Source organism: Agrobacterium sp. 16-172Ci (assembly GCF_053522725.1).
In genome coordinates this window covers 132649-158546 of the sequence record NZ_JBNWBW010000003.1, presented here as the reverse complement: position 1 = coordinate 158546, position 25898 = coordinate 132649, and the positions used below count along the sequence as shown (strand labels likewise).

General features: G+C 58.9%; 23 protein-coding genes and 3 tRNA genes. 24 read left to right on the top strand and 2 right to left on the bottom strand.

Going from position 1 to position 25898, the window contains the following annotated elements:
• Positions 1-175: 175 nt before the first annotated feature.
• From clpP to ACQZ40_RS05475, 5 genes are all read left to right on the top strand, one after another.
• The gene (gene clpP, locus ACQZ40_RS05495) at positions 176-808 is read left to right on the top strand and encodes an ATP-dependent Clp endopeptidase proteolytic subunit ClpP (protein ID WP_003521529.1); all 633 of its coding nucleotides are present in this window, start codon (positions 176-178) and stop codon (positions 806-808) included.
• A gap of 293 nt (positions 809-1101) precedes the next feature.
• On the top strand, positions 1102-2379 hold the full coding sequence (clpX, locus tag ACQZ40_RS05490; protein WP_059752638.1) for an ATP-dependent Clp protease ATP-binding subunit ClpX: 1278 nt from the start codon (positions 1102-1104) through the stop codon (positions 2377-2379).
• Positions 2380-2793: 414 nt separating this feature from the next.
• Positions 2794-5211, top strand: coding sequence for an endopeptidase La (gene lon, locus ACQZ40_RS05485; protein ID WP_078054020.1), 2418 nt, complete (start codon positions 2794-2796; stop codon positions 5209-5211).
• Positions 5212-5499: 288 nt separating this feature from the next.
• The gene (gene hupB / locus ACQZ40_RS05480; protein ID WP_003502360.1) at positions 5500-5775 is read left to right on the top strand and encodes a DNA-binding protein HupB; all 276 of its coding nucleotides are present in this window, start codon (positions 5500-5502) and stop codon (positions 5773-5775) included.
• A 353-nt stretch (positions 5776-6128) separates the two neighbouring features.
• Positions 6129-8327 carry an esterase-like activity of phytase family protein gene (locus ACQZ40_RS05475; protein ID WP_448747536.1) on the top strand — a complete coding sequence of 733 codons (2199 nt, stop codon included), beginning with the start codon at positions 6129-6131 and terminating at the stop codon, positions 8325-8327.
• 204 nt (positions 8328-8531) lie between these two features.
• Here the strand turns inward: ACQZ40_RS05475 and ACQZ40_RS05470 are convergent, their stop codons facing one another.
• Both ACQZ40_RS05470 and ACQZ40_RS05465 read right to left on the bottom strand, forming a co-directional pair.
• On the bottom strand, positions 8532-8669 hold the full coding sequence (locus tag ACQZ40_RS05470) for a hypothetical protein (RefSeq protein ID WP_003502364.1): 138 nt from the start codon (positions 8667-8669) through the stop codon (positions 8532-8534).
• A gap of 320 nt (positions 8670-8989) precedes the next feature.
• Positions 8990-9065, bottom strand: a tRNA-Val gene (locus ACQZ40_RS05465).
• Between the two features lie 17 nt (positions 9066-9082).
• Here ACQZ40_RS05465 and ACQZ40_RS05460 point away from each other — a divergent pair.
• The 19 genes from ACQZ40_RS05460 to nuoN all read left to right on the top strand — a co-directional run bounded on the left by ACQZ40_RS05460 (position 9083) and on the right by nuoN (position 25892).
• On the top strand, positions 9083-9412 hold the full coding sequence (locus ACQZ40_RS05460; RefSeq protein WP_448747535.1) for a hypothetical protein: 330 nt from the start codon (positions 9083-9085) through the stop codon (positions 9410-9412).
• A 98-nt stretch (positions 9413-9510) separates the two neighbouring features.
• Positions 9511-9587, top strand: a tRNA-Asp gene (locus tag ACQZ40_RS05455).
• A gap of 39 nt (positions 9588-9626) precedes the next feature.
• Positions 9627-9703 (top strand) — tRNA-Asp (locus ACQZ40_RS05450).
• Between the two features lie 435 nt (positions 9704-10138).
• A complete protein-coding gene (locus tag ACQZ40_RS05445) occupies positions 10139-10504 on the top strand; it encodes an NADH-quinone oxidoreductase subunit A (RefSeq protein ID WP_003496469.1) in 366 nt (121 codons plus the stop codon).
• Positions 10495-11079 (top strand): NuoB/complex I 20 kDa subunit family protein, encoded by a 585-nt coding sequence (locus ACQZ40_RS05440; protein WP_003521524.1) that lies wholly within the window; start codon positions 10495-10497, stop codon positions 11077-11079. The genes ACQZ40_RS05445 and ACQZ40_RS05440 overlap by 10 nt, the downstream gene beginning before the upstream one ends.
• Positions 11080-11099: 20 nt before the next feature.
• Positions 11100-11702: an NADH-quinone oxidoreductase subunit C gene (locus tag ACQZ40_RS05435; protein WP_003496465.1), complete on the top strand. Its 603-nt coding sequence runs from the start codon at positions 11100-11102 to the stop codon at positions 11700-11702.
• A complete protein-coding gene (locus ACQZ40_RS05430; protein ID WP_065653989.1) occupies positions 11699-12127 on the top strand; it encodes a GFA family protein in 429 nt (142 codons plus the stop codon). The genes ACQZ40_RS05435 and ACQZ40_RS05430 overlap by 4 nt, the downstream gene beginning before the upstream one ends.
• Position 12128: 1 nt before the next feature.
• Complete coding sequence (locus ACQZ40_RS05425; RefSeq protein WP_003496461.1) at positions 12129-13319, top strand: NADH-quinone oxidoreductase subunit D; 1191 nt, start codon at positions 12129-12131, stop codon at positions 13317-13319.
• Positions 13319-13579, top strand: coding sequence for a hypothetical protein (locus ACQZ40_RS05420; protein WP_065653988.1), 261 nt, complete (start codon positions 13319-13321; stop codon positions 13577-13579). The genes ACQZ40_RS05425 and ACQZ40_RS05420 overlap by 1 nt, the downstream gene beginning before the upstream one ends.
• A gap of 16 nt (positions 13580-13595) precedes the next feature.
• Positions 13596-14693 carry an NADH-quinone oxidoreductase subunit E gene (locus tag ACQZ40_RS05415; RefSeq protein WP_078054017.1) on the top strand — a complete coding sequence of 366 codons (1098 nt, stop codon included), beginning with the start codon at positions 13596-13598 and terminating at the stop codon, positions 14691-14693.
• Positions 14694-14703: 10 nt separating this feature from the next.
• Positions 14704-16008, top strand: a complete 1305-nt coding sequence (gene nuoF / locus ACQZ40_RS05410; RefSeq protein WP_020012329.1) for an NADH-quinone oxidoreductase subunit NuoF — start codon at positions 14704-14706, stop codon at positions 16006-16008.
• A 149-nt stretch (positions 16009-16157) separates the two neighbouring features.
• A complete protein-coding gene (nuoG, locus tag ACQZ40_RS05405; protein WP_125145962.1) occupies positions 16158-18239 on the top strand; it encodes an NADH-quinone oxidoreductase subunit NuoG in 2082 nt (693 codons plus the stop codon).
• Between the two features lie 13 nt (positions 18240-18252).
• On the top strand, positions 18253-19299 hold the full coding sequence (gene nuoH, locus ACQZ40_RS05400) for an NADH-quinone oxidoreductase subunit NuoH (RefSeq protein WP_003521518.1): 1047 nt from the start codon (positions 18253-18255) through the stop codon (positions 19297-19299).
• A 36-nt stretch (positions 19300-19335) separates the two neighbouring features.
• Positions 19336-19827 carry an NADH-quinone oxidoreductase subunit NuoI gene (nuoI, locus tag ACQZ40_RS05395; RefSeq protein WP_003496449.1) on the top strand — a complete coding sequence of 164 codons (492 nt, stop codon included), beginning with the start codon at positions 19336-19338 and terminating at the stop codon, positions 19825-19827.
• A 136-nt stretch (positions 19828-19963) separates the two neighbouring features.
• Entirely contained in the window at positions 19964-20578 is a 615-nt protein-coding gene (locus ACQZ40_RS05390; protein WP_003521517.1) for an NADH-quinone oxidoreductase subunit J, read from the top strand.
• Positions 20579-20606: 28 nt separating this feature from the next.
• Complete coding sequence (nuoK, locus tag ACQZ40_RS05385; RefSeq protein ID WP_003521516.1) at positions 20607-20915, top strand: NADH-quinone oxidoreductase subunit NuoK; 309 nt, start codon at positions 20607-20609, stop codon at positions 20913-20915.
• Positions 20916-20922: 7 nt separating this feature from the next.
• The gene (gene nuoL, locus ACQZ40_RS05380) at positions 20923-22920 is read left to right on the top strand and encodes an NADH-quinone oxidoreductase subunit L (RefSeq protein ID WP_065115441.1); all 1998 of its coding nucleotides are present in this window, start codon (positions 20923-20925) and stop codon (positions 22918-22920) included.
• Complete coding sequence (locus ACQZ40_RS05375; RefSeq protein ID WP_142844881.1) at positions 22920-24431, top strand: NADH-quinone oxidoreductase subunit M; 1512 nt, start codon at positions 22920-22922, stop codon at positions 24429-24431. The genes nuoL and ACQZ40_RS05375 overlap by 1 nt, the downstream gene beginning before the upstream one ends.
• 18 nt (positions 24432-24449) lie before the next feature.
• Positions 24450-25892, top strand: coding sequence for an NADH-quinone oxidoreductase subunit NuoN (gene nuoN, locus ACQZ40_RS05370; protein WP_078054275.1), 1443 nt, complete (start codon positions 24450-24452; stop codon positions 25890-25892).
• The last annotated feature ends 6 nt before the right edge of the window (positions 25893-25898 follow it).

Here is a 25898-nt window from a genome sequence, read left to right as displayed (position 1 = left end):
CCGAAAGCCCTGTCAACCTCGGCCCGAAAGGCCTGCAAACGCTGTTGAGCCGTTAAGGATATGCGGCTTCGTGTCTTGAAGTACGGGGCAGGGACACTCTATGTAGGGAGTATGAAGGTTAGAAGTGATTCCGGAGCGGTTTTTCGCGAAGGGCAGAGTTTGACAAAGGACGGACATGAAAAATCCAGTTGATACCGCCATGGCTCTGGTGCCGATGGTCGTTGAGCAGACCAATCGCGGCGAACGCTCCTACGACATATTTTCCCGTCTTCTCAAGGAACGCATCATTTTCCTCACCGGCCCGGTGGAAGACCAGATGGCTTCGCTCGTCTGCGCGCAGCTGCTTTTCCTCGAGGCTGAAAACCCGAAGAAGGAAATCGCGCTCTACATCAATTCGCCGGGTGGCGTTGTGACCGCCGGCATGGCGATCTACGATACGATGCAGTTCATCCGCCCTGCGGTCTCCACGCTCTGCGTCGGCCAAGCTGCCTCCATGGGCTCGCTGCTTCTGGCTGCCGGTGAAAAGGGAATGCGTTTCGCAACCCCGAACGCCCGCATCATGGTGCACCAGCCTTCCGGCGGTTTCCAGGGGCAGGCATCGGACATCGAGCGCCACGCCCGCGACATCATCAAGATGAAGCGCCGCCTCAATGAAGTCTACGTGAAGCACACGGGCCGTACGCTCGAAGAGGTTGAAAAAACCCTCGATCGCGACCACTTCATGGATGCAGACGAGGCGAAGGACTGGGGCGTGATCGACAAGATCCTGACCTCGCGCCAGGAAATCGAAGGCGCCGCCGCGAATTGAGGCGCGCCGCTTTTTGACGTTTGTTTGAACCCGCAAAAGTAATTTCGGGGCTTTCAACCGCAACAGAAAGCGATATTAGTATATATAAAGGCTATGTTGAATTTTTATGACGTGGCCTTTGGTTTGATGGGGAATTCGTTGCAGCCGGTTGTCAGCTCATGTATCTGATACCGGTTAGTACCCCGGGAAACGAGGCGGATACGGCGATGCACCCCAAGGGCTGCCGTATCGGCGGGCGGTAAGTTGACCGCGATCCGTTTGGCGGACCTGCGGCGTGCTGGAAGGAAAGTGATATGAGCAAAGTCAGCGGCAGCAACGGCGGCGACTCTAAGAATACACTCTATTGTTCATTCTGCGGCAAGAGCCAGCACGAAGTCCGGAAACTCATTGCCGGACCGACGGTATTCATCTGCGATGAATGCGTCGAATTGTGCATGGACATCATCCGCGAGGAGAACAAGACGTCGATGGTGAAGTCGCGAGAGGGTGTTCCCACCCCGCAGGACATCATCAAGATCCTCGACGAATACGTCATCGGCCAGAAGCAGGCGAAGAAAATCCTGTCTGTTGCCGTTCACAACCACTACAAGCGCCTCGCGCACGCCTCCAAGAATGGCGATGTCGAGCTTGCGAAGTCGAACATCATGCTCGTCGGTCCGACGGGCTGCGGCAAGACCTATCTTGCCCAGACGCTCGCTCGCATCATCGACGTTCCCTTCACCATGGCGGACGCTACGACACTGACCGAAGCCGGTTATGTCGGCGAGGACGTGGAAAACATCATCCTGAAGCTGTTGCAGGCTGCGGATTACAATGTCGAGCGCGCCCAGCGCGGTATCGTCTATATCGACGAAGTCGACAAGATTTCCCGCAAGTCGGACAACCCGTCCATCACGCGCGACGTGTCGGGCGAGGGCGTTCAGCAGGCGCTTCTGAAGATCATGGAAGGCACGGTCGCTTCCGTTCCGCCGCAGGGCGGCCGCAAGCATCCGCAGCAGGAATTCCTGCAGGTGGATACGACCAACATCCTGTTCATCTGCGGCGGCGCGTTTGCCGGCCTCGACAAGATCATCTCGGCCCGTGGTGAAAAGACCTCAATCGGCTTCGGTGCGACTGTCAAGGCGGAAGACGATCGCCGCGTCGGCGAGGTGCTGCGTGAGCTGGAGCCCGAAGACTTGGTGAAGTTCGGTCTCATCCCGGAATTCATCGGCCGTCTGCCGGTTCTCGCCACGCTGGAAGACCTCGACGAGGATGCGCTGATCCAGATCCTGTCCGAGCCGAAGAACGCACTGGTCAAGCAGTATCAGCGCCTGTTCGAGATGGAAGATGTGGAACTGACCTTCCACGAGGACGCGCTGCGCGAAATCGCCCGCAAGGCGATCACCCGCAAGACCGGCGCCCGCGGCCTGCGCTCGATCATGGAAAAAATCCTTCTGGACACCATGTTCGAACTGCCGACGCTGGAAGGCGTGCGCGAAGTGGTCATTTCCGACGAGGTCGTCAGCGGCCTTGCACGCCCGCTCTACATCTATGCGGATCGTCAGGAAGAAAAGACCAACGTTTCGGCCTGATCGGCCGGTCCGGTGCTTCGATGAAGTCAGAAGGCCCGCCTCCGTGCGGGCCTTTTCTGTTGTCGCCGGGTGTGAAACTTGCGCCTAACTTGGCGAAGCCCGATTTTGCGTTTGGAGCGGATTGCGCTTTGCTGATAAAGTCTTACAACTGATTTGCAGCGCGATATGACGGAAATGTGAATTTCGTCGGCGACCCGGTTCCTGAGCCCTCAAGGATAACCGGAAATGTCGGTAGTATTAGCCGGCGCTGGGTTTTGTTGAATTTCACGGTCCTGCCTTCGCGTAAGGCCGTCTGTTCCGGCGACTTGAAATCGGTGTTTCGAAACTCCACTTTCAGTCTCGAGAAATGAATGTGCCGGATGCCCCAAGCTGTCCGGCAAAGTGTCCCGAAAGGGACCATGGAAAGGAAATGATATGACGAACATCACGTCTGCGGCATCTGGCGGTACCTATCCGGTACTTCCCCTGCGCGACATTGTCGTTTTCCCGCATATGATCGTTCCCCTGTTCGTCGGGCGGGAAAAATCCATCCGTGCGCTCGAGGAAGTCATGGGGTCGGACAAGCAGATCATGCTTGTTACCCAGATCAACGCCAGCGATGACGATCCGGCCCCGGAGGCCATCCACAAGGTCGGCACGGTCGCCAATGTCCTGCAGCTTCTGAAGCTTCCCGACGGCACCGTGAAGGTGCTGGTGGAAGGCAAGGGCCGCGCCCAGATCGACAGCTACACCGGCCGTGAAGACTTCTATGAAGCCACTGCGACGCCGTTGCAGGAGCCTGCCGAAGATCCGGTCGAGATCGAGGCGCTGTCGCGTTCGGTCGTTTCTGAATTCGAGAGCTATGTGAAGCTCAACAAGAAGATTTCGCCCGAGGTTGTCGGCGCTGCCGGCCAGATCGACGATTATTCGAAGCTTGCCGATACGGTCGCTTCGCACCTGTCGATCAAGATCACCGAAAAGCAGGAAATGCTGGAAACCGTCAGCGTGAAGCAGCGGCTTGAAAAGGCGCTCGGCTTCATGGAAGGCGAAATTTCCGTGCTGCAGGTCGAAAAGCGTATCCGTTCGCGCGTCAAGCGCCAGATGGAGAAGACGCAGCGCGAATATTACCTGAACGAACAGATGAAGGCGATCCAGAAGGAACTCGGCGACGGCGAGGACGGCCGTGACGAGATGGCCGAACTGGAAGAGCGCATCGCCAAGACCAAGCTTTCCAAGGAGGCCAAGGAAAAGGCCGAGGCGGAAATGAAGAAGCTTCGCCAGATGAGCCCGATGTCCGCGGAAGCGACCGTCGTGCGCAACTATCTGGACTGGCTGCTGGGTCTACCCTGGGGCAAGAAGTCGAAGATCAAGGCCGACCTCAACAATGCCGAGAAGATCCTGGATCAGGACCACTTCGGTCTGGACAAGGTCAAGGAGCGTATCGTCGAATATCTGGCCGTGCAGGCCCGTGCGACGAAAATCCGCGGTCCGATCCTCTGCCTCGTCGGCCCGCCCGGCGTCGGCAAGACCTCGCTCGCCAAGTCGATCGCCAAGGCGACCGGCCGCGAATATGTGCGCATGGCGCTGGGTGGCGTTCGTGACGAGGCGGAAATACGCGGTCACCGCCGTACTTATATCGGCTCCATGCCGGGCAAGATCGTCCAGTCGATGAAGAAGGCCAAGAAGGCGAACCCGCTCTTCCTGCTCGACGAGATCGACAAGATGGGCATGGACTTCCGTGGCGATCCGTCGTCGGCACTGCTCGAGGTGCTCGATCCGGAACAGAACTCCACCTTCATGGACCATTACCTTGAAGTGGAATACGACCTGTCCGACGTGATGTTCGTGACAACGGCCAACACGCTGAACATTCCCGGCCCACTGATGGACCGCATGGAAGTGATCCGCATCGCCGGTTACACGGAAGACGAAAAGCGCGAAATCGCCAAGCGTCACCTGTTGCCCAAGGCGATCAAGGAACATGCTCTGCGTCCGGAAGAGTTCTCGGTTACCGATGACGCCCTGATGGTCGTCATCCAGCAGTACACCCGCGAGGCGGGCGTGCGCAGTTTCGAACGCGAGCTGATGAAGCTGGCGCGCAAGGCTGTCACCGAGATCATCAAGGGCAAGGTCAAGTCCGTGGAAGTCACCGCAGCAAACGTTCCGGATTATCTGGGCGTTCCGCGGTTCCGCCACGGCGAGGCCGAGCGCGAGGATCAGGTCGGTGTCGTCACGGGTCTGGCCTGGACGGAAGTCGGCGGTGAGCTGCTCACCATCGAAGGCGTGATGATGCCGGGCAAGGGCCGCATGACGGTGACCGGCAACCTCAAGGAAGTGATGAAGGAATCCATTTCGGCGGCGGCATCCTATGTCCGTTCGCGCGCCGTGGACTTCGGCATCGAGCCGCCCCGCTTCGACAAGAGCGACATCCACGTGCACGTTCCGGAAGGGGCAACCCCGAAGGACGGTCCGTCCGCCGGTGTTGCCATGGCGACCGCCATCGTCTCCATCATGACGGGTATCCCGGTCTCGAAGGATGTGGCGATGACGGGTGAGATCACGCTTCGCGGTCGCGTGCTGCCTATCGGCGGCCTGAAGGAAAAGCTGCTTGCGGCCCTTCGCGGCGGCATCAAGAAGGTGCTGATCCCGGAAGAAAACGCCAAGGATCTGGCGGAGATTCCGGACAATGTGAAGAACGAGATGGAAATCATCCCGGTGTCGCGGATGGGCGAGGTCATCAAGCACGCCCTTATCCGCCAGCCGGAGCCCATCGAGTGGGACGGCAGCATCGAGACGCCGGTGATCGCAACCGTCGAAGGCGTCGACGACGGCAGCCAGACCATCGCGCATTGATAATGCATCGTCGCGAGGGGCGGGAATCGCCTTTCGCGACGGCTGCTGCATAGATTCAATGTCTTAGGTGTCGGAAGGCGCATGTGGCGTAAAGCTGCGCACAAGTGATGCGAATTTGGCACGAATATGTGGAAGGCCGGCAGAAATGTCGGCCTTTTTTGTGAAAAAAAACGCAGACCCCTTGTTTTTCAGGCGATTCCAGCGCTTTTGGGTTGCTGCGCGCGGATGCGAACGTATTCTGCGCCGGCTTAATTTGAGTCGTTTCAAACCATTGAAAGGGGTGGAAACATGAACAAGAACGAGCTCGTCTCTGCTGTTGCCGAAAAGGCTGGTCTCACGAAGGCAGATGCTGCTTCCGCTGTTGATGCTGTATTCGAAACTGTACAGAGCGAACTGAAGAACGGTGGCGACATTCGCCTGGCCGGCTTCGGCAGCTTCTCCGTCAGCCGTCGTGAAGCCTCCAAGGGCCGTAACCCTTCCACGGGTGCTGAAGTCGATATCCCGGCTCGCAACGTACCGAAGTTTTCCGCAGGCAAGGGCCTGAAGGACGCCGTCAACTCGTAAGGTTTCCGGAAAGCCGCAACGCCCGGCGGCGGGCGGGCGGCTTTTCAGGTTCACGAGGAAACATGTTTTGACGCCCTGACGCCGTCACATCGCCGCCAAAAGCGGGCGGTGTTTCGAAAAGCTCTTTTCGGACAGGCCGGGTTCTCCCGGTCAAGATGTGAATGAAAGCAGGGAAGCGCCTGTGTAGCTTCCATCCGGACACACGGCGTTTTTCGACGCGGAATGTGGGCATAAACACGAAAGCCCGGCCTTCCAGGCCGGGCTTTTTGATTCAGCGGTCAGGAAGTGTCATGCCACTGTCATGTCTGTAACGCAGAAGCCTTGGGGTATTTCTGGACCCAAGGGGGATTAAAATGGCGTTCCGATTTTCTCAAATGGCTTTGACCGCCGCGCTGCTCACGTCCGCAGCCATCCCGGCCGCGGCCGAGCCGGTTTTCAACCGCATCGCATCTTTCCCCGTGGCGAAAAACCTTCCCGCGGACAAGGACACCAAGTCCGTCACCTCGGCTGAAATCATTACCGCCAGCGAAGACGGCAAGACGTTGATATATTCGGACAGCCCGCTTGGCGGCATCGGTTTCATCGACATCACCGACGCCAAGGCTCCCAAGGCCGGCGGCGCGCTGCTGCTCGAAGGCGAACCGACCTCCGTTGCCGTTGCCGGTCTCAAGGTGCTGGCCGGCGTCAATACGTCGAAAAATCGCGCCAAGCCCTCCGGCAAGCTGGTGACGGTCGATATTGCTACCAAAAAGATCGAAGCAAGCTGTGATCTCGGCGGCCAGCCCGATTCCGTCGCCGTTTCCCCAGACAAGACCTTCGCCTCCATCGCCATCGAAAACGAGCGCGATGAAGAGGTGAACGAAGGCGCCCTGCCGCAGATGCCCGCCGGTTATCTGGTGACTGTCGGTCTGAAGGACGGCGTTGCCGATTGCGCGACGCTGAAGAAGATCGAGCTCACCGGTCTTGCCGAAATTTCTCCTGAGGATCCGGAGCCGGAATTCGTGTCGATCAACGCCAATGGCGAGATCGCGCTGACTCTTCAGGAAAACAATCATATCGTCATTCTCGACGGCAAGACCGGTACGGTGAAGACGCATTTCTCCGCCGGCAAGGTCGATCTTGAAGGCATCGATACGAAGACCGATGGCCAGTTGAAGTTCACCGACAAGCAGGAAGGCCGCAAGCGCGAGCCGGACGCCGTGAAGTGGCTGGACAACGACCGTATCGTCATCGCCAATGAGGGCGACTGGCAGGGCGGTTCGCGCGGCTTTACCATCTTCGACAAGACCGGCAAGCTCGTCTACGAATCCGGCTCCTCGCTCGAACACGCGGTTGCGGCCATCGGCCACTATCCGGAAAAGCGCTCCAAGGCAAAGGGCATCGAGCCGGAAGGTCTGGAAGCGGCGACCTTCGGCGACCAGAAATATTTCTTCGTGCTGTCGGAGCGCGCCTCTGTCGTCGCTGTCTACAAGGACACCGGCAAGGAGCCGGAACTGACGCAGCTCCTGCCTTCGGGCGTTTCGCCGGAAGGCGCTGTCGCCATCCCGTCGCGCAACCTCCTTGCCACGGCCAATGAGGTCGATCTGATCGAAGACGGCGGCGTCCGCTCGCATGTCATGCTCTATGAGCGCGGTGAAGGTGAAGCAGCCTATCCGCAGCTGGCTTCCGCCACCGTCGATGGTGCGCCGATCGGCTGGGGCGCTCTTTCGGGTCTGGTCGGCGATGCCGAAAAGCCCGGCATTCTCTATGCCGTGTCCGACTCGGTCTATGGCAACCAGCCGTCGATCTTCACCATCGATGCGACGAAAAAGCCCGCCACCATCACCAGCGTGCTGCGCGTCAAGCGTGACGGCATCGCCGCTCAAAAGCTAGACATCGAAGGCATCACGCTGGACGGCAAGGGCGGTTTCTGGCTGGCTTCTGAGGGCGACAGCGCCAAGCTCGTTCCGCACGCGCTCTATAACGTCAACGCCAAGGGCGAGATCAAGGCCGAGATCGCATTGCCGAAGGAACTTCTCGCCGGCGACACCCGCTTCGGTTTCGAAGGCGTGACCATGATCGGCAAGGGCGACGACGCGACGCTGTGGATGGCTGTGCAGCGTGAATGGGGCACGGACGAAAAGGGCTTCGTCAAGCTGGTCTCCTACAATCCGAAATCCAAGGAGTGGGGCGCCGTCCGTTACCCGCTCGACAAGACCGAGGCAGGCTGGGTCGGCCTCTCCGAAATCGCCGCGCAGGGCGACTATGTCTATATCGTCGAGCGCGACAACCAGATCGGCGACAAGGCCAAGATCAAGAAGCTCTACCGTGTTGCGATCGCGGACCTGAAGCCGGGCAAGATCGGCGGCGAACTGCCGCTGGTGGCCAAGCAGGAAGCCCATGACTTCCTGCCTGACCTCAAGGCCCAGACCAACGGTTATGTCGTCGACAAGCTGGAAGGCTTCACCTTCGACAAGGCGGGAACGGCCTATGCCGTGACCGACAATGACGGCGTGGACGATTCTTCCGGCGAAACGCTGTTCTTCACCGTCAATATGAAGGCGATCAACTGATCGAGCCGATTGGCGCCGCAAATGAAAAAAGCCGGGCTATGCCCGGCTTTTTTGTACGGCGAGGGGCCTCTTGGCCGCGTTTCCCGATCTTGCACGATGCCCGACGATGCAAGCCGTTAAAATCGGCGTTGCCGCTTCGATATCGGATTGTGAAGGATTCGTCCGGAGCCATCCGGGAAAATGCTGCGGATCGATCGTAACGGATCACCGCCCCATGGAATTCTTGCTTTTGGGAGTATCTTGTTTTTCCGAGTCCTGCTGGACCCAGCGGAAAAAAATATAAACAGGCAGCGCAATAAGCGCGAGTGTTACAAACGCGTCGATCGACATGGTTTCATCCATCAGTTCAACCGTTCATCATGAAACGGTGCGCAAACAATGCCTGAAATCTCTTTAGAAAGTCTGAATCTTCCTTATTTTCCGGTATGTTGCGGGGTGATACAGGGGGTGGTCAAGTTGTCGGATTTTGGAACAGTGGTGCCGATTTGGCATGGCGCAACTGGAGAAAAGCGATTCCAGCGGTTGGGAATCGTGACGACGCTCTACCGACCGTAGTTAGGGCAGGGGGCAATGATTCCGAATACTGGAGGGCTTATCGCATAGCCAAAGCAAACACGAACAATCTCGGTATCAGGGGGTGATATTTAAATCTTCTGGGAAAATGGTGGGCGATGAGAGACTCGAACTCCCGACATCCTCGGTGTAAACGAGGCGCTCTACCAACTGAGCTAATCGCCCTTCGCGTCTTGCGGATCATGTCCGCCGCGTCGGTGGCCGTGATGTATGCGGATCGGAAAAAAACCGCAAGGGCTTTTGTGAAGTTTTTTTGTTTTTTTTGCCGAGAGAATTTTCCGTCGCCGGGGGACGGGGGCAAAAAGCCGGGAACTGCGGGCTTTTTGCCTGAAACAGGAACCGAGGAAGCCGTGATGGTCATGTGGAAATCCCGCTACGGAAGCCTCCGGCTGTGGACAAGTTTTTTGTTTTCGTTGGGAAAAGCCCGAAAAACAGGGCGTTTGCCGCAATCGCGTTCCAAGGCCTTTCGGTTTTTCCTGATCAAAATGAAGAAGCTTATTCTTTTGTCGTGAAACCTGCTTGACACCCCCGCACGAACGCCGTAGTTAGCCGCTCATCGAACAGCCGAGGCTGGTTCGAGCGGCGGGACTGGTTCCTGTCGTCAGGAGATGCGGGTGTAGCTCAGTCGGTTAGAGTGCCGGCCTGTCACGCCGGAGGTCGCGGGTTCGAGCCCCGTCACTCGCGCCATCCTGTCCCTCGGAAAACGCAGATGAATGTCTGTGGTGCGCGGGTGTAGCTCAGTCGGTTAGAGTGCCGGCCTGTCACGCCGGAGGTCGCGGGTTCGAGCCCCGTCACTCGCGCCATTTCTCTATCCTGAAATGTCTCCTCAAAAACAGATCGACGCGCGATTTGCGCGCTCGTCTATTGACGATTCCAGCGCCTGATTCCGGGCTTCTTAAACGCGATTTTTCCTGCATTTTTTAGTCAAGTTTCGATTCCCGAATATCGTCACTTCGCCGCCATCCGGACGTAAAATTCGTGTGACTTTTTTGCGGTTGCGTCGTTCAATCGATTATTATTGTATTTGAGGGGCTTAGGTCGGAATTGTGGCCCAAATTTGCGTCAATTCCGGCAATATTGTTGCCAATCAATGCGGCAGGTGTCTTGAAATGGTGCCTAAACTCTTGCAGAGAGAGCGCGGCTGCGCTAACGACTTTGGCGTTGCAACATATTGTCCGCTCTTTGAGACTTAAGGTCACAAAGGCAGGCCCGGCACCCGGCCGGGCAGGGAAGAGACCATGACTGAACTCCTCAGTTCCTACATTCCGATCGCAATATTCATCGGTATCGCTCTCGTCATCGGCCTGGCGCTTCTCATTGCGCCGTTCGCTGTCGCTTACAAGGCGCCGGACCCGGAAAAGCTTTCTGCTTTCGAGTGCGGTTTCAACGCCTTCGACGATGCCCGCATGAAATTCGATATCCGCTTTTATCTCGTGTCGATCCTGTTCATCATCTTCGACCTGGAAGTCGCCTTCCTGTTCCCCTGGGCGGTGTCTTTCGGCGAGATGGGCTGGTTCGGTTTCTGGTCGATGATGGTGTTCCTTCTCGTTCTCACCATCGGCTTTATCTATGAGTGGAAGAAGGGAGCGCTGGAATGGGCATGAGCCAGAACAACACCACGCTCGTTGCGCCGCAGCCGAAGGGGATCATCGATCCCTCCACCGGCAAGCCGGTTGGCAGCAACGATGCCTACTTCACGGAAATCAATGACGAGCTGGCCGACAAGGGTTTTCTCGTCACCTCGACCGACGAGCTGATCACCTGGGCACGCACCGGCTCCCTGATGTGGATGCAGTTCGGCCTTGCCTGCTGCGCCGTCGAAGGCCTGATGCAGGCGTCCGGCCCGCGTTATGACATGGAGCGCTTCGGCGTCGCCCCGCGCGCCTCACCGCGCCAGTCGGACGTGATGATCGTCGCCGGCACGCTGACCAACAAGATGGCGCCCGCTCTGCGCAAGGTCTATGACCAGATGCCTGAGCCGCGTTACGTCATCTCCATGGGCTCCTGTGCCAATGGCGGCGGTTATTACCATTATTCCTACGCCGTGGTGCGCGGCTGCGACCGCGTCGTGCCGGTGGATATCTACGTTCCGGGCTGTCCCCCCACGGCGGAGGCGCTGCTTTACGGCGTGCTTCTGCTGCAGAAGAAGATTCGTCGTACCGGTACGATCGAGCGCTAAGGGCAAAGGACGGATTAAGAATGAGCGAAGCTCTCAACGATCTTGCTGCTTACGTTAAGGAAGCGCGTGGTTCCCTCGTGGTGTCGGCTGATATCGCCTATGGCGAGCTGACCCTGAACACGACGCCTGAAAGCGTGATCGCGCTTTTGACCTTCCTGCGTGACGACGTGCAGTGCGGTTTCGTCAACATCATCGATATTTGCGGTGTCGACTGGCCGCAGCGCGAAAAGCGTTTCGACGTTGTCTATCATCTGTTGTCGCCGCGCCAGAACCTGCGCGTACGCGTCAAGCTGCAGGTGGCGGAAGACGAGGGCGTACCGTCTTCGACCTCGGTTTATATGGGTGCCGAATGGTTCGAGCGCGAAGCCTGGGACATGTATGGCATTCCGTTCGAAGGCCATAAGGATCTCCGCCGCATCCTCACGGACTACGGTTTCGAAGGCCATCCGCTGCGCAAGGATTTTCCGGTTACCGGCTTTGTGGAAGTGCGTTACGATGACGTGCTGAAACGGGTTCTTTATGAACCGGTTGAACTGAAACAGGAATTCCGCAACTTCGATTTCCTCTCCCCCTGGGAAGGGACCGAATATGTTCTCCCGGGTGACGAAAAGGCCAAGCAATGAGCCAAGCCCCCGCGACAGAGCATGGACAATGTCTTTGCGGCGCCGTCGGCCTCAATGCCGTCATCGGTGCCCGCGAATTCGGCGTTTGCCATTGCTCCATGTGCCGCCGCTGGTCCGGCGGTGCCTTTCTGGCTGTCGAATGCGCTGATATCTCCGTTGAGAACGAAGAGAACCTCGGCGTCTATTCCTCGTCGGAATGGGGTGAGCGCTGCTTCTGCAAGAACTGCGGCAGCACGCTGATGTGGCGCTCGAAGGACGGCAAGCATTTCGCCGTTTCGCTGCAGGCTTTCGATAACCCTTCCAGTTTCAAGTTCGCGTCGCAGATTTTCACGGATGAGAAGCCTTCGAGCTATTCTTTCGCGGAAACCACGCAGAACATGACCGGCCCCGAATTCATCGCCATGATCACCTCGGCGGAGCACTAGAATGACTGAGCATAACGTCCGCAATTTCACGATCAACTTCGGTCCGGAACATCCGTCCGCGCACGGCGTGCTGCGTCTGGTTCTGGAACTGGATGGCGAAATCGTCGAGCGCGTCGATCCGCATATCGGTCTCCTGCATCGCGGCACCGAAAAGCTGATCGAGACCAAGACCTATCTGCAGGCCGTTCCTTACTTCGACCGCCTCGACTACGTCGCGCCGATGAATCAGGAACACGCTTTCGCGCTCGCCGTCGAAAAGCTGCTTGGCCTCGAAATCCCGATGCGCGGTCAGCTGATCCGCGTCCTCTATTCGGAAATCGGCCGCATCCTGTCGCATATCATGAACGTCACGACGCAGGCCATGGACGTCGGCGCCATGACGCCGCCGGTCTGGGGCTTCGAAGAACGCGAAAAGCTGATGGTGTTTTATGAGCGCGCCTGCGGCGCCCGCATGCACTCGGCCTATGTCCGTCCGGGCGGCGTGCATCAGGACCTGCCGCCGGAACTGGTGGATGATATCGGCAAGTGGTGCGACCCGTTCCTCACCGTTCTCGACAATATCGAGGGCCTTTTGACCGACAACCGCATCTACAAGCAGCGTAACGTCGATATCGGCGTCGTCTCGCTTGAAGACGCCTTCGCCTGGGGTTTCACGGGCGTGATGGTGCGCGGCTCGGGCGCTGCCTGGGATTTGCGCCGCGCGCAGCCCTATGAGTGCTATTCCGATCTCGAATTCGACATTCCCGTCGGCAAGAACGGCGATTGCTATGATCGTTACCTGATCCGCATGCAGGAAATGCGCGAATCCGTAAAGATCATGAAGCAGTGCGTCGACCTTCTCTCCGGCAAGCATCGCATCGGCCCGGTCTCGTCGCTAGACGGCAAGGTAGTTCCGCCGAAGCGTGGCGAGATGAAGCGTTCGATGGAAGCGCTGATCCATCACTTCAAGCTTTACACCGAAGGTTATCACGTTCCGGCCGGCGAAGTTTACGCTGCCGTCGAAGCGCCGAAGGGCGAGTTCGGCGTTTACGTGGTCGCAGACGGTTCGAACAAGCCCTATCGCTGCAAGATCCGCGCGCCGGGCTACGCACACCTGCAGGCCATGGATTTCCTGTGCAAGGGCCATCAGCTTGCTGACGTTACAGCCGTGCTCGGCTCCCTCGACATCGTGTTCGGGGAGGTCGACCGCTGATGCGTCTGCCGCTGGCCATACCGGCTTTTCTCGCTGCGATGTCTGCCTCCGCTCTCGCCCAGACGGCGACGGACGAGGGCGGCATATCGCTGTCGAGCGGCGGCTCTTCGACCATCAAGCAGCTTCTGTCGTCGGGATACGAGATCAAGGCCTCGGTTCCCAATGGCAGCAAGTTCATCGTGTTCATGCAGAAAGACAAGGCGGCTTACGCCTGCGAATTCGTCACGGTGGCGAGATCGCGTTGTGAGACGTTAAACTGAAAAGGCGTGAGGAAGTATGTCCGTTCGTCGACTAGCCGAAGATCAGTTCCAGCCCGTGGCGTTCGCCTTCAATGCGGAAAATACCGCATGGGCTGAAAAGACGATCAAGAAATATCCCGAGGGACGCCAGCAATCGGCGGTCATCCCGCTGCTCATGCGTGCGCAGGAGCAGGACGGCTGGGTTACCCGCGCCGCCATCGAGAAAATCGCCGACATGCTGGATATGGCCTATATCCGCGTCATGGAAGTGGCGACCTTCTATACCCAGTTCCAGCTGAAGCCGGTCGGCACGCGCGCCCACGTTCAGGTTTGCGGCACCACGCCCTGCATGCTGCGCGGCTCGGAAGCGCTGATGGACGTCTGCCGCAAGAAGATCCACCACGATCCGCTGCACACCAATGAGAGCGGCACGCTGTCCTGGGAAGAAGTGGAATGTCAGGGCGCCTGCGTCAACGCGCCGATGGTCATCATCTTCAAGGACGCCTATGAGGACCTGACGCCCGAGCGTCTGGAAGAGATCATCGATACGTTCGAGGCAGGCAAGGGCGACACCGTCAAGACCGGCCCGCAGATCGACCGTCACCAGTCGGTCCCGGTCGGCGGCCTGACGACGCTGACGGAAGAGATCAAGCCGGATCGCTCCAATCTCGACAAGCCGGCCGAAGTGGCTGCGGACGCCGCACCGGTTCCGCCCTCCAACGCCGCCAAGCCGAAGACGGATGCGCCTGAAACCGATCCGAAGCTGAAGACGCCGGTGACCGCGCCCAAGGCTGCCGAAGCCAATGTGAAGACCGCCGAAAAGGAAGCTTCGGGATCTGCGAAGCCGTCGCTCGATTCCAAGGATCGTCCGGCAGGCATCGAAAAGCCCGCAACGCCCGACGACCTGAAGCTGATTTCCGGTGTAGGCCCCAAGATTGAGGGTACGCTGAACGAGCTCGGCATCTTCACCTATGCGCAGATCGCCGGCTGGAAGCAGGCCGAATGCGACTGGGTCGATGGATATCTGAATTTCAAGGGCCGTATCGGCCGTGATGACTGGGTCAAGCAGGCCGAGGCGCTCGCCAAGGGTGGCGAAGCCGAGTATATCAGGGTCTTCGGCAAGAAGCCGCGGTAAGAGGTGAAGCATGTTAAAAGATCAGGATCGCATCTTTACCAATCTCTACGGCCTCAAGGACAAGTCCCTGAAGGGCGTGAGAGCGCGCGGCCACTGGGACGGCACCAAGCAGATCATCGAAAAGGGCCGTGACTGGATCATCAACGAGATGAAGGCTTCCGGCCTTCGCGGTCGCGGCGGCGCTGGCTTCCCGACGGGTCTCAAATGGTCCTTCATGCCGAAGGAAAATGACGGCCGCCCGCATTACCTCGTCGTCAACGCCGACGAATCCGAGCCCGGCACCTGCAAGGACCGCGAAATCCTGCGCAACGATCCGCATACGCTGATTGAAGGCTGCGTGATCGCCGGTTTCGCCATGGGCGCGCATACCGCCTATATCTACGTTCGCGGCGAATATATGCGCGAGCGTGAGGCGCTGCAGGCGGCTATCGATGAGTGCTACGATGCCGGCCTGCTCGGCAAGAACAACAAGAACGGCTGGGATTTCGACATCTACGTCCATCACGGCGCAGGTGCCTATATCTGCGGCGAAGAGACGGCTCTACTCGAAAGCCTTGAAGGCAAGAAGGGCCAGCCGCGCCTCAAGCCGCCGTTCCCGGCCAATATGGGTCTTTACGGCTGCCCGACGACCGTCAACAACGTTGAATCCATCGCCGTTGCGCCGACCATCCTGCGCCGAGGTGCGGCATGGTTCTCGTCCATCGGCCGTCCGAACAATGTCGGCACCAAGCTGTTCATGGTCTCCGGCCATGTCGAGCGTCCCTGCACCTTCGAAGACGCGCTGGGCCTGTCCTTCCGCGAGCTGATCGAACACCATTGCGGTGGCATTCGCGGCGGCTGGGACAATCTGCTCGGCGTCATCCCCGGCGGCGCATCCTGCCCCATCGTTCGCGGTGAGGACATGAAGGACGCCATCATGGATTTCGACGGCATGCGCGAAGTGAAGTCTTCCTTCGGCACCGGCGGCATGATCGTCATGGACAAGTCCACCGACGTCATCAAGGCGATTGCCCGCATCGCGGCCTTCTTCAAGCATGAAAGCTGCGGCCAGTGCACGCCGTGCCGTGAAGGCACGGGCTGGATGTGGCGCGTGCTGGAACGCATGGTCAAGGGCAATGCCCAGAAGCGCGAAATCGACATGCTGTTTGAAGTGACGAAGCAGATCGAAGGCCACACCATCTGTGCGCTCGGCGACGCCGCCGCATGGCCGGTACAGGCGCTGATCCGCAATTTCCGTCCGGAAATCGAAAAGCGCATCGACCAATATACTTACAGGGCCATGGATGATGGCGCTGTTCTGGAAGCCGCTGAATAAGCATTGAGGCTTCAGGCGGAGCCGGAATTTTCCGGCCTCGCGACACCATGAAACGTCTGGCAGACGATACGAGTGCCGGGCGCGATTAAGGATTTGTTGCGGACCGTGTGAGACATGGGACGAACAGGCAACAGGACGTAAGTAGAACCATGGCAAAGCTCAAGGTTGACGGTAAAGAGATCGAGGTTCCGGATCATTTCACGCTGTTGCAGGCGTGCGAGGAGGCTGGCGCCGAAGTTCCGCGCTTTTGTTTTCATGAGCGCTTGTCGGTCGCGGGTAACTGCCGCATGTGTCTCATCGAGGTGAAGGGCGGACCGCCCAAGCCCGCCGCTTCCTGCGCCATGGGTGTTCGCGACGTTCGCGGCGGCCCGAACGGCGAATTGCCGGAAATTTTCACCAACACGCCGATGGTCAAGAAGGCCCGCGAAGGCGTGATGGAATTCCTGCTCATCAACCACCCGCTCGATTGCCCGATCTGCGACCAGGGCGGCGAATGCGACCTGCAGGACCAGGCCATGGCCTTCGGTATCGCCGGTTCGCGTTATGCGGAAAACAAGCGCGCGGTTGAAGACAAATATATCGGACCGCTCGTCAAGACGGTCATGAACCGCTGCATCCACTGCACGCGCTGCGTCCGTTTCACCACGGAAGTGGCCGGCATTGCCGAACTCGGCCTCATCGGCCGCGGCGAAGATGCCGAAATCACCACCTATCTCGAGCAGGCCATGACCTCGGAGCTTCAGGGCAACGTTGTTGACCTCTGCCCGGTCGGCGCGCTCACCTCCAAGCCTTTCGCCTTCACCGCCCGTCCGTGGGAACTGAACAAGACCGAAACTATCGACGTGATGGACGCGCTCGGTTCGGCCATCCGCGTCGATACCCGTGGCCGCGAAGTCATGCGCGTCATGCCGCGCGTCAACGAGGCGATCAACGAAGAGTGGATTTCCGATAAGAGCCGCTTCATCTGGGACGGCCTGAAGACGCAGCGCCTCGACCGGCCTTACGTCCGCAAGGATGGTCGCCTTCAGCCCGCAACCTGGGGCGAAGCCTTCGGCGCGATCAAGCAGGCTGTTGCCGCAACGTCCGGCAACAAGATCGGTGCGATTGCCGGCGATCTGTCCTCCGTCGAAGAAATGTTCGCGCTGAAGTCTCTTCTCGCTTCGCTCGGTTCGGCCAATGTCGATTGCCGTCAGGATGGCGCTGCGCTTGATCCTTCGCTCGGTCGCGCCAGCTACATCTTCAATTCCACCATTGAAGGCATCGAGCAGGCCGACGCCCTGCTGATCGTCGGTTCCAACCCGCGCTACGAAGCGGCCGTGCTCAACGCCCGCATCCGCAAGCGCTGGCGTCGCGGCGGTTTCCCGATCGGCGTAATCGGCGAAGCTGGCGAACTGCGCTACAATTACGAATATCTCGGTTCCGGCGCTGAAACGCTGTCCGATCTGGCCAATGGCTCGCACAGCTTCATCGACAAGCTGAAATCCGCCAAGAACCCGCTGATCATCATCGGCCAGGGTGCTCTGGCGCGCGCCGATGGTGCAGCCGTGCTGGCTGCCGCCGCCAAGCTCGCTACCTCGGTAGGTGCTGTCACCGAAGAGTGGAACGGCTTCTCTGTCCTGCACACCGCCGCTTCCCGCGTCGGCGGTCTCGATATCGGCTTCGTGCCGGGCGAGGGCGGTGTTGCCGCCGCTGACATGGTCGCCTCCATGGACGTTCTCTTCCTGCTCGGCGCCGATGAACTCGACCTGTCGAACAAGGGCGCCAAGTTCACCGTCTATATCGGCAGCCATGGCGACCAGGGCGCGATGAATGCCGACGTCATCCTTCCGGGTGCGGCCTATACCGAAAAATCCGGTATCTGGGTCAACACCGAAGGCCGTGTGCAGGTGGGCAACCGCGCCGGTTTCGCACCGGGTGAAGCCCGCGAAGACTGGGCGATCCTGCGTGCGCTGTCCGATGTTCTCGGCAAGAAGCTGCCGTTCGATTCGCTGTCGGCGCTCCGCGGCCAGCTCTATGTAGCGCATCCGCATCTGGCGGAAACGGACGAGATCGTCGCCGGCAACGGCAAAGATATCGAAGCGCTGGCTGGCAAAAGCGGCTCGCTCAACAAGTCGGCGTTTGCCTCGCCGGTTAAAGACTTTTATTTGACGAACCCGATTGCGCGCGCATCCGCCGTCATGGCCGAGTGCTCCGCATTGGCCCGCAACAATTTCCAGGCTGCGGCAGAGTAAGGGTAGGGGATTTATGGAACAGTTTTTCTGGAGCTACGTCTGGCCCGCGCTGATCATGGTCGGCCAGTCCCTGCTGCTTCTCGTTTGCCTTCTGGTGTCCATCGCGTTCCTGCTGCTTGCCGACCGCAAGGTGTGGGCGGCTGTGCAGCTGCGCCGTGGTCCGAACGTCGTTGGTCCCTTCGGTCTCTTCCAGTCCTTCGCCGACCTTCTGAAGTTCATTCTGAAGGAGCCTGTCATTCCGGCCGGCGCCAACAAGGCCGTTTTCCTTCTGGCGCCGCTGGTAGCGGTGACGCTGGCGCTCGCCACCTATGCCGTGATTCCCTTCAATGAAGGCTGGGTTGTCGCCAATATCAATGTCGGCATTCTCTATATCTTCGCGATTTCTTCGCTTGAAGTATACGGCATCATCATGGGCGGCTGGGCTTCGAACTCGAAGTACCCGTTCCTCGGCGCGCTGCGTTCTGCCGCGCAGATGGTGTCCTACGAAGTGTCGATCGGCCTCGTCATCGTCACCGTTCTGCTCTGCGTCGGTTCGCTCAACCTGACGGACATCGTTCTGGCCCAGAAGACCGGCCTCGGCACCATGCTCGGCCTGCCGGCCTCGTTCCTCGACTGGCACTGGCTGTCGCTCTTCCCGATGTTCATCGTGTTCTTCATTTCGGGCCTTGCCGAAACCAACCGTCCGCCCTTTGACCTTCCGGAAGCGGAATCGGAACTGGTCGCCGGTCACATGGTCGAATACGGCTCCACGCCTTACATGATGTTCATGCTCGGCGAATATGCTGCGATCGTCCTGATCTGCTGCCTGACGACGATCCTGTTCATGGGCGGCTGGCTGCCGATCGTGGATGTGTGGTTCCTGAACTGGGTTCCGGGCATTGTCTGGTTCGCATTGAAGGGCTGCATGGTCTTCTTCATGATCGCGCTGACCAAGGCTTTCGTTCCGCGTTACCGTTATGACCAGCTCATGCGTCTCGGCTGGAAGGTGTTCCTGCCGCTGTCGCTCGCCATGGTCGTTATTGTTGCATTCGTATTGAAGCTGACGGGGTGGGCCGGTTGATGTCCGTACTCCTCGCTCAGAAATCTGGAGACTGAGATGGCAAGCCTCTCCCAAGCCGTCAATTCGCTGTTCCTGAAGGAGTTCGTCGGCGCGATCCTGCTCACGATGCGCCACTTCTTCAAACAGAAGGCAACGGTGAACTATCCTTTCGAAAAGGGCCCGGTCTCTCCGCGCTTCCGTGGTGAACATGCGCTGCGCCGTTATCCGAACGGTGAAGAGCGCTGCATCGCCTGCAAGCTGTGTGAAGCGATCTGTCCCGCTCAGGCGATCACCATCGAAGCCGGCCCGCGCCGCAATGACGGCACCCGCCGCACGGTGCGTTACGATATCGACATGGTGAAGTGCATCTATTGCGGTTTCTGCCAGGAAGCCTGCCCGGTGGATGCCATCGTCGAAGGCCCGAACTTCGAATTCGCGACGGAAACCCGCGAGGAGCTTTATTTCGACAAGCAGAAGCTTCTCGACAATGGCGACCGCTGGGAGCGTGAAATCGCACGCAACCTCGCACTGGATGCGCCTTACCGTTAAGGCGCAACCGTCTTTCCGGGGGAAGCCCCGGAGAGCGATGAAAAGTAAAATGCCTGCGCGGTTTTCGCCGGCGGGGACGAAACGGGTGAGGGGCCTTCGAGCCATCTTTGCCCGATGAGGACAAGAAGGCACCAACATGGGTCTGCACGCTGTATTCTTTTATATATTCGCTTTCGTCGCCGTGGCGTCTGCGTTCATGGTCATCGCATCGAAGAACCCAGTTCATTCGGTGCTCTTCCTGATTTTGACCTTCTTCAACGCAGCCGCGCTGTTCCTGCTGACGGGCGCCGAATTCCTCGGCATGATCCTGCTGGTGGTTTATGTCGGCGCCGTGGCGGTGCTCTTCCTCTTCGTCGTCATGATGCTGGATGTGGATTTCGCAGAGCTTCGTTCGGGCGTGCTGCAATATGCCCCGGTCGGTGCGCTGATCGGTGTCATCCTTGCGGCGGAATTGATCGTCGTGGTCGGCGGCAGCATGCTGAACCCGATTGCGGCCAAGTCCATTACCATGCCGATCCCGCCTGTCACCGAACGTACCAATACGGCCGCACTCGGCGACGTGCTCTATACCAATTACGTCTACTTCTTCCAGCTCGCCGGCCTCGTGCTGCTGGTGGCCATGATCGGCGCCATCGTGCTGACGCTGCGTCATCGCACCGACATCAAGCGGCAGGATATCTCCACGCAGGTCGGCCGCGACCCGAAGACCGCCGTCACCACGGTCAAGGTCAAGCCGGGCCAGGGCATCTGAGGCGCGAACGGATCCAAGGAAACAGAATATGGAAATCGGTCTTTCCCACTACCTGACGGTCAGCGCGATCCTCTTCACGATCGGCGTCTTCGGCATCTTCCTTAACCGGAAGAACGTCATCGTCATCCTCATGTCGATCGAACTCATCCTGCTTGCGGTCAACATCAACATGGTGGCCTTTTCGGCCTTCCTGAACGATATCGTCGGCCAGGTCTTCGCTTTGTTCATTCTGACCGTTGCAGCCGCCGAAGCGGCCATCGGTCTTGCAATACTCGTTGTCTTCTACCGCAACCGCGGATCGATCGCCGTCGAAGACGTCAATATGATGAAGGGCTGATAAGGCTATGATCTACAAGGCTATCGTCTTTCTTCCACTGATCGGCTTCCTGATCGCCGGCCTGTTCGGCCGCTCCATCGGCGCCAAAGCTTCCGAATATGTCACCACCGGTCTGATGATCGTGGTCGCCATCCTGTCCTGGATCGTCTTCTTCACCGTAGCACTCGCCCATGGCGAGCCGGGCGAGGTGATCAAGGTCACCGTGCTTCGCTGGATCCAGTCCGGCGGCATCGATGTCGAATGGGCGTTCCGCATCGATACGCTGACGGCCGTCATGTTCGTCGTGGTCAACACCGTCTCGACGCTGGTGCACCTCTATTCGATCGGATATATGCATCACGATCCGCATCGTCCGCGCTTCTTCGCCTATCTGTCGCTCTTCACCTTCGCCATGCTGATGCTGGTGACCTCCGACAACCTGCTGCAGATGTTCTTCGGCTGGGAAGGCGTGGGTCTGGCGTCCTATCTGCTGATCGGCTTCTGGTTCAAGAAGCCATCCGCCTCGGCTGCCGCCATGAAGGCCTTCATCGTCAACCGCGTTGGTGACTTCGGCTTCATCCTCGGCATTGGCGGCGTGTTCGTGCTGTTCGGCTCGATCAATTTCGAGACGATCTTTGCTGCGGCCGCAACCTATCTGCCGGCAGAAGGCGCTGCCTCCTCGGAAACCGTCATCAACCTGTTCGGCATGCATCTGGACAAGGCAAATGCGATGACGGGCGTCTGCCTTCTGCTCTTCATGGGCGCCATGGGTAAATCGGCGCAGTTCCTGCTGCACACCTGGCTGCCGGACGCGATGGAAGGCCCGACCCCGGTGTCTGCCCTCATTCACGCCGCAACCATGGTTACCGCCGGCGTCTTCCTTGTCGCCCGCATGTCGCCGCTGTTCGAACTGTCGCATGATGCCTTGACCGTCGTGACGCTGATCGGCGCGATCACCGCCTTCTTTGCCGCGACCGTCGGTCTCGTGCAGAACGACATCAAGCGCGTGATTGCCTATTCGACCTGCTCGCAGCTCGGTTACATGTTCGTGGCGCTCGGCGTCGGCGCTTATGGTGCCGCCGTGTTCCACCTCTTCACGCACGCCTTCTTCAAGGCCCTGCTGTTCTTGTGCGCCGGTTCGGTCATCCATGCCGTCGATGGCGAGCAGGACATGCGTTACATGGGCGGCCTGCGCAAGCATATCCCCATCACCTTCTGGACCATGACTGTCGGCACGCTGGCGCTGACCGGCGTTGGTATCCCGGGCACGATGATCGGTTTTGCCGGCTTCTTCTCGAAGGACGTCATCATCGAATCCGCTTACGCGTCCCATTCGGTGCTGTCCGGTTTCGCCTTCACGCTTTTGGTCATCGCCGCGCTGTTCACCAGCTTCTATTCCTGGCGTCTGGCCTTCATGACCTTCTTCGGCAAGCCGCGCGCTTCCGCCGACGTCATGCACCATGTGCATGAATCGCCGATGGTCATGCTGATCCCGCTCTTCATCCTCACCGTCGGCGCGATCTTTGCCGGTGTTGCCTTCGAAGGTTATTTCTTCGGTCATGAATATGCCGAATTCTGGAAGGGTGCCCTGTTCACGCTTCCGGAAAACGAAATCCTCGAGGAATTCCACCACGTGCCGCTGTGGGTGAAGTGGAGCCCGTTTTTCGCGATGGCGCTTGGTTTCGTGACCGCATGGTACATGTACATCAAGTCGCCGGAGACGCCGAAGCGTCTGGCCGAGACCCATCGCGGCCTCTACCAGTTCCTCTTGAACAAGTGGTATTTCGACGAACTCTACGACTTCCTCTTCGTACGTTCCGCAAAGGCGCTCGGCCGCTTCCTGTGGAAGAAGGGCGACGTCGCCGTCATCGACCACTATGGACCGAACGGCATTGCAGCGCGTGTGGTTGACGTGACCAACCGCATGGTCCGCCTGCAATCCGGTTATCTTTATCATTATGCCTTTGCGATGCTGATCGGCATCGCGGCGCTTGTCACCTGGATGATGCTCGGGAGTGCCCTCTGATGACCGATTGGCCCATTCTTTCAACGGTCACCTTTCTGCCGCTCGTCGGCGTGGTGCTCCTGCTTCTGACGAATGAGAACGGCCCCTATGGTCGCCGCAACATTCTCAATGTCTCGCTGCTGACGACGGTCTTCACCTTCATCGTGTCGCTGTTCATCTGGATCGGTTTCGACAATTCGAACCCCGGTTTCCAGATGGTCGAGAAGCATCAATGGTTCGGCAACATCGCCGCCTACCATCTGGGTGTCGACGGCATCTCCATGCTCTTCGTCATCCTCACCACTTTCCTCATGCCTTTCTGCGTGCTGGCAAGCTGGGATTCGATCGAGAAGCGCATCAAGGAATACATGATCGCCTTCCTGCTCTTGGAAGTCGTCATGATCGGCGTTTTCGTGGCGCTGGATACGGTTCTCTTCTACGTCTTCTTCGAAGCGACGCTGATCCCGATGTTCATCATCATCGGTGTGTGGGGCGGCAAGGATCGCGTTTACGCCTCCTACAAGTTCTTCCTCTACACGCTGCTCGGTTCGGTTCTGACCATGCTCGCCATCATGGCCATGTACTGGCAGGCCGGCACCACCGACATGACAGAACTCTTGAAATACGGCTTCCCGGCCGGCATGCAGACCTGGCTGTGGCTCGCCTGTTTCGCCGCCTTCTCGGTCAAGATGCCGATGTGGCCGGTGCACACCTGGCTGCCGGACGCCCACGTTCAGGCCCCGACCGCAGGTTCGGTCATCCTGGCTGGCGTCATGCTGAAGCTCGGCGGTTACGGTTTCATCCGCTTCTCGCTGTCGATGTTCCCGCTGGCTTCGGATTATTTCGCCCCCTTCGTCTTCACGCTGTCGGTTCTCGCCATCATCTACACCTCGCTGGTGGCGATGATGCAGGACGACATCAAGAAGCTGATCGCCTATTCCTCCGTCGCCCACATGGGTTACGTGACCATGGGTATCTTCGCCGCCAACGTTCAGGGCGTGCAGGGCGCAATCTTCCAGATGCTGTCGCACGGCATCGTGTCGGGCGCGCTCTTCCTCTGCGTCGGCGTTGTCTACGACCGTCTCCACACCCGCGAAATCGCGGCCTATGGCGGCCTCGTCAACAACATGCCGAAATATGCCGTCGCCTTCATGATCTTCACCATGGCCAATGTCGGTCTGCCCGGCACCTCCGGCTTCGTCGGTGAGTTCCTGACGCTGATCGGCGTCTTCCGCGCCAACACGCTGGTCGCACTGTTTGCGGCAACCGGCGTCATCCTCTCGGCCGCCTATGCGCTGTGGCTCTATCGCCGCGTGATCTTCGGTGCGCTTGAGAAGGAAAGCCTGAAGTCGATGCTCGATCTGTCGACCCGCGAAAAGGTCATCCTTTATCCGCTGGTTGTGCTGACGATCTTCTTCGGCGTCTATCCGGCACCGGTGTTCGATGCGACAGCCGCATCGGTCGATCTTCTGGTAAACAACTATTCGGCTGCACTGCAGGCGGCGCAAAATGTTGCGCTCTCTATGAATTGACGACAGGACCCGTTGGACATGACCGCTGAAATCCTTTTTGCCAGTCTGCACATTGCGACGCCCGAGCTGATCCTTGCGGTCGGCGCGCTGGCGCTGCTCATGATTGGCGTCTTCTCGGGCGACAAGTCGACAACGACGGTCACCGGCCTTGCCGTTGCCCTCCTGCTCGTCGTCGGTCTCTGGATCATCTTTGCCCCCGCTTCGGGCGTGGCCTTCGGCGGTGTCTACATCGCCGATGCCTTCGGCAACTTCATGAAGGTACTGGCGCTGATCGGCTCCATCACCGCCATGATCCTGGCCGTCGGTCAGGGCCGTTTCGAACCCATCGGCCGTTTCGAATATCCGGTGCTGCTGGTTCTTGCGACGCTGGGCATCCTGCTGATGATCTCGGCCAACAACCTGATCTCGCTCTACATGGCGCTGGAACTGCAGTCGCTGGCGCTTTATGTCGTCTGCGCCATCAACCGTGAAAGCCTGCGCTCCACGGAAGCGGGCCTGAAGTATTTCGTGCTGGGCGCGCTGTCTTCCGGCATGCTGCTTTACGGCATGTCGCTGGTCTATGGTTTCACCGGCAATACCGGCTTTACCGAAATAGCGCAGGTTCTGGCCTCGGAAACCCGTTCGCTCGGTCTGGTCTTCGGTCTGGTCTTCGTTCTCGCCGGTCTCGCATTCAAGATTTCGGCCGTGCCGTTCCACATGTGGACGCCGGACGTTTATGAAGGCGCGCCGACCCCGGTAACGGCGTTCCTGTCGGCTGCGCCGAAGATTGGCGCTATGGCGATCCTCGTTCGCATCGTCATTGAGGCGTTCCAGCCGGTCTTCGCCGACTGGCAGCAGATCGTCGTGTTCATCTCCATCGCCTCCATGCTGCTCGGCTCCTTTGCCGCAATCGGCCAGAAGAACATCAAGCGCCTGATGGCTTATTCCTCCATCGGTCACATGGGTTATGCGCTGGTCGGTCTCGCTGCGGGCACCGAAGCCGGTGTGGCTGGCGTCATCCTCTACATGACCGTTTATATGGTCATGACGCTCGGCACCTTCGCCTGCATTCTCTCCATGCGCCGCAAGGAAATCGGCAATGTCGAGACTGTCGAGGATCTGGCCGGTCTTTCGTCCTCCAACCCCTTCATGGCGGTTGTGCTGACGATCCTGATGTTCTCGCTTGCCGGCATTCCGCCGCTCGCCGGCTTCTTCGGCAAGTATTATGTCTTCCTCGCAGCCATCGAGGCGAAGCTCTATCCGCTCGCCATCATCGGTGTCATCGGCTCGGTTGTCGGCGCTTATTATTATATCCGCGTCGTCAAGGTCATGTGGTTCGATGAAGCCAAGGACAAGTTCGAGCGTCCTTCGGGCGAACTCAAAGTGGTTTATGCGCTTTCGGCCTTCTTCACCGTGGCCTTCATCGTCTTCGGCGGTGCACTCGGCAACGCGGTCACTGCTGCGGCGAAGACCTTCTTTTGAGCAGCA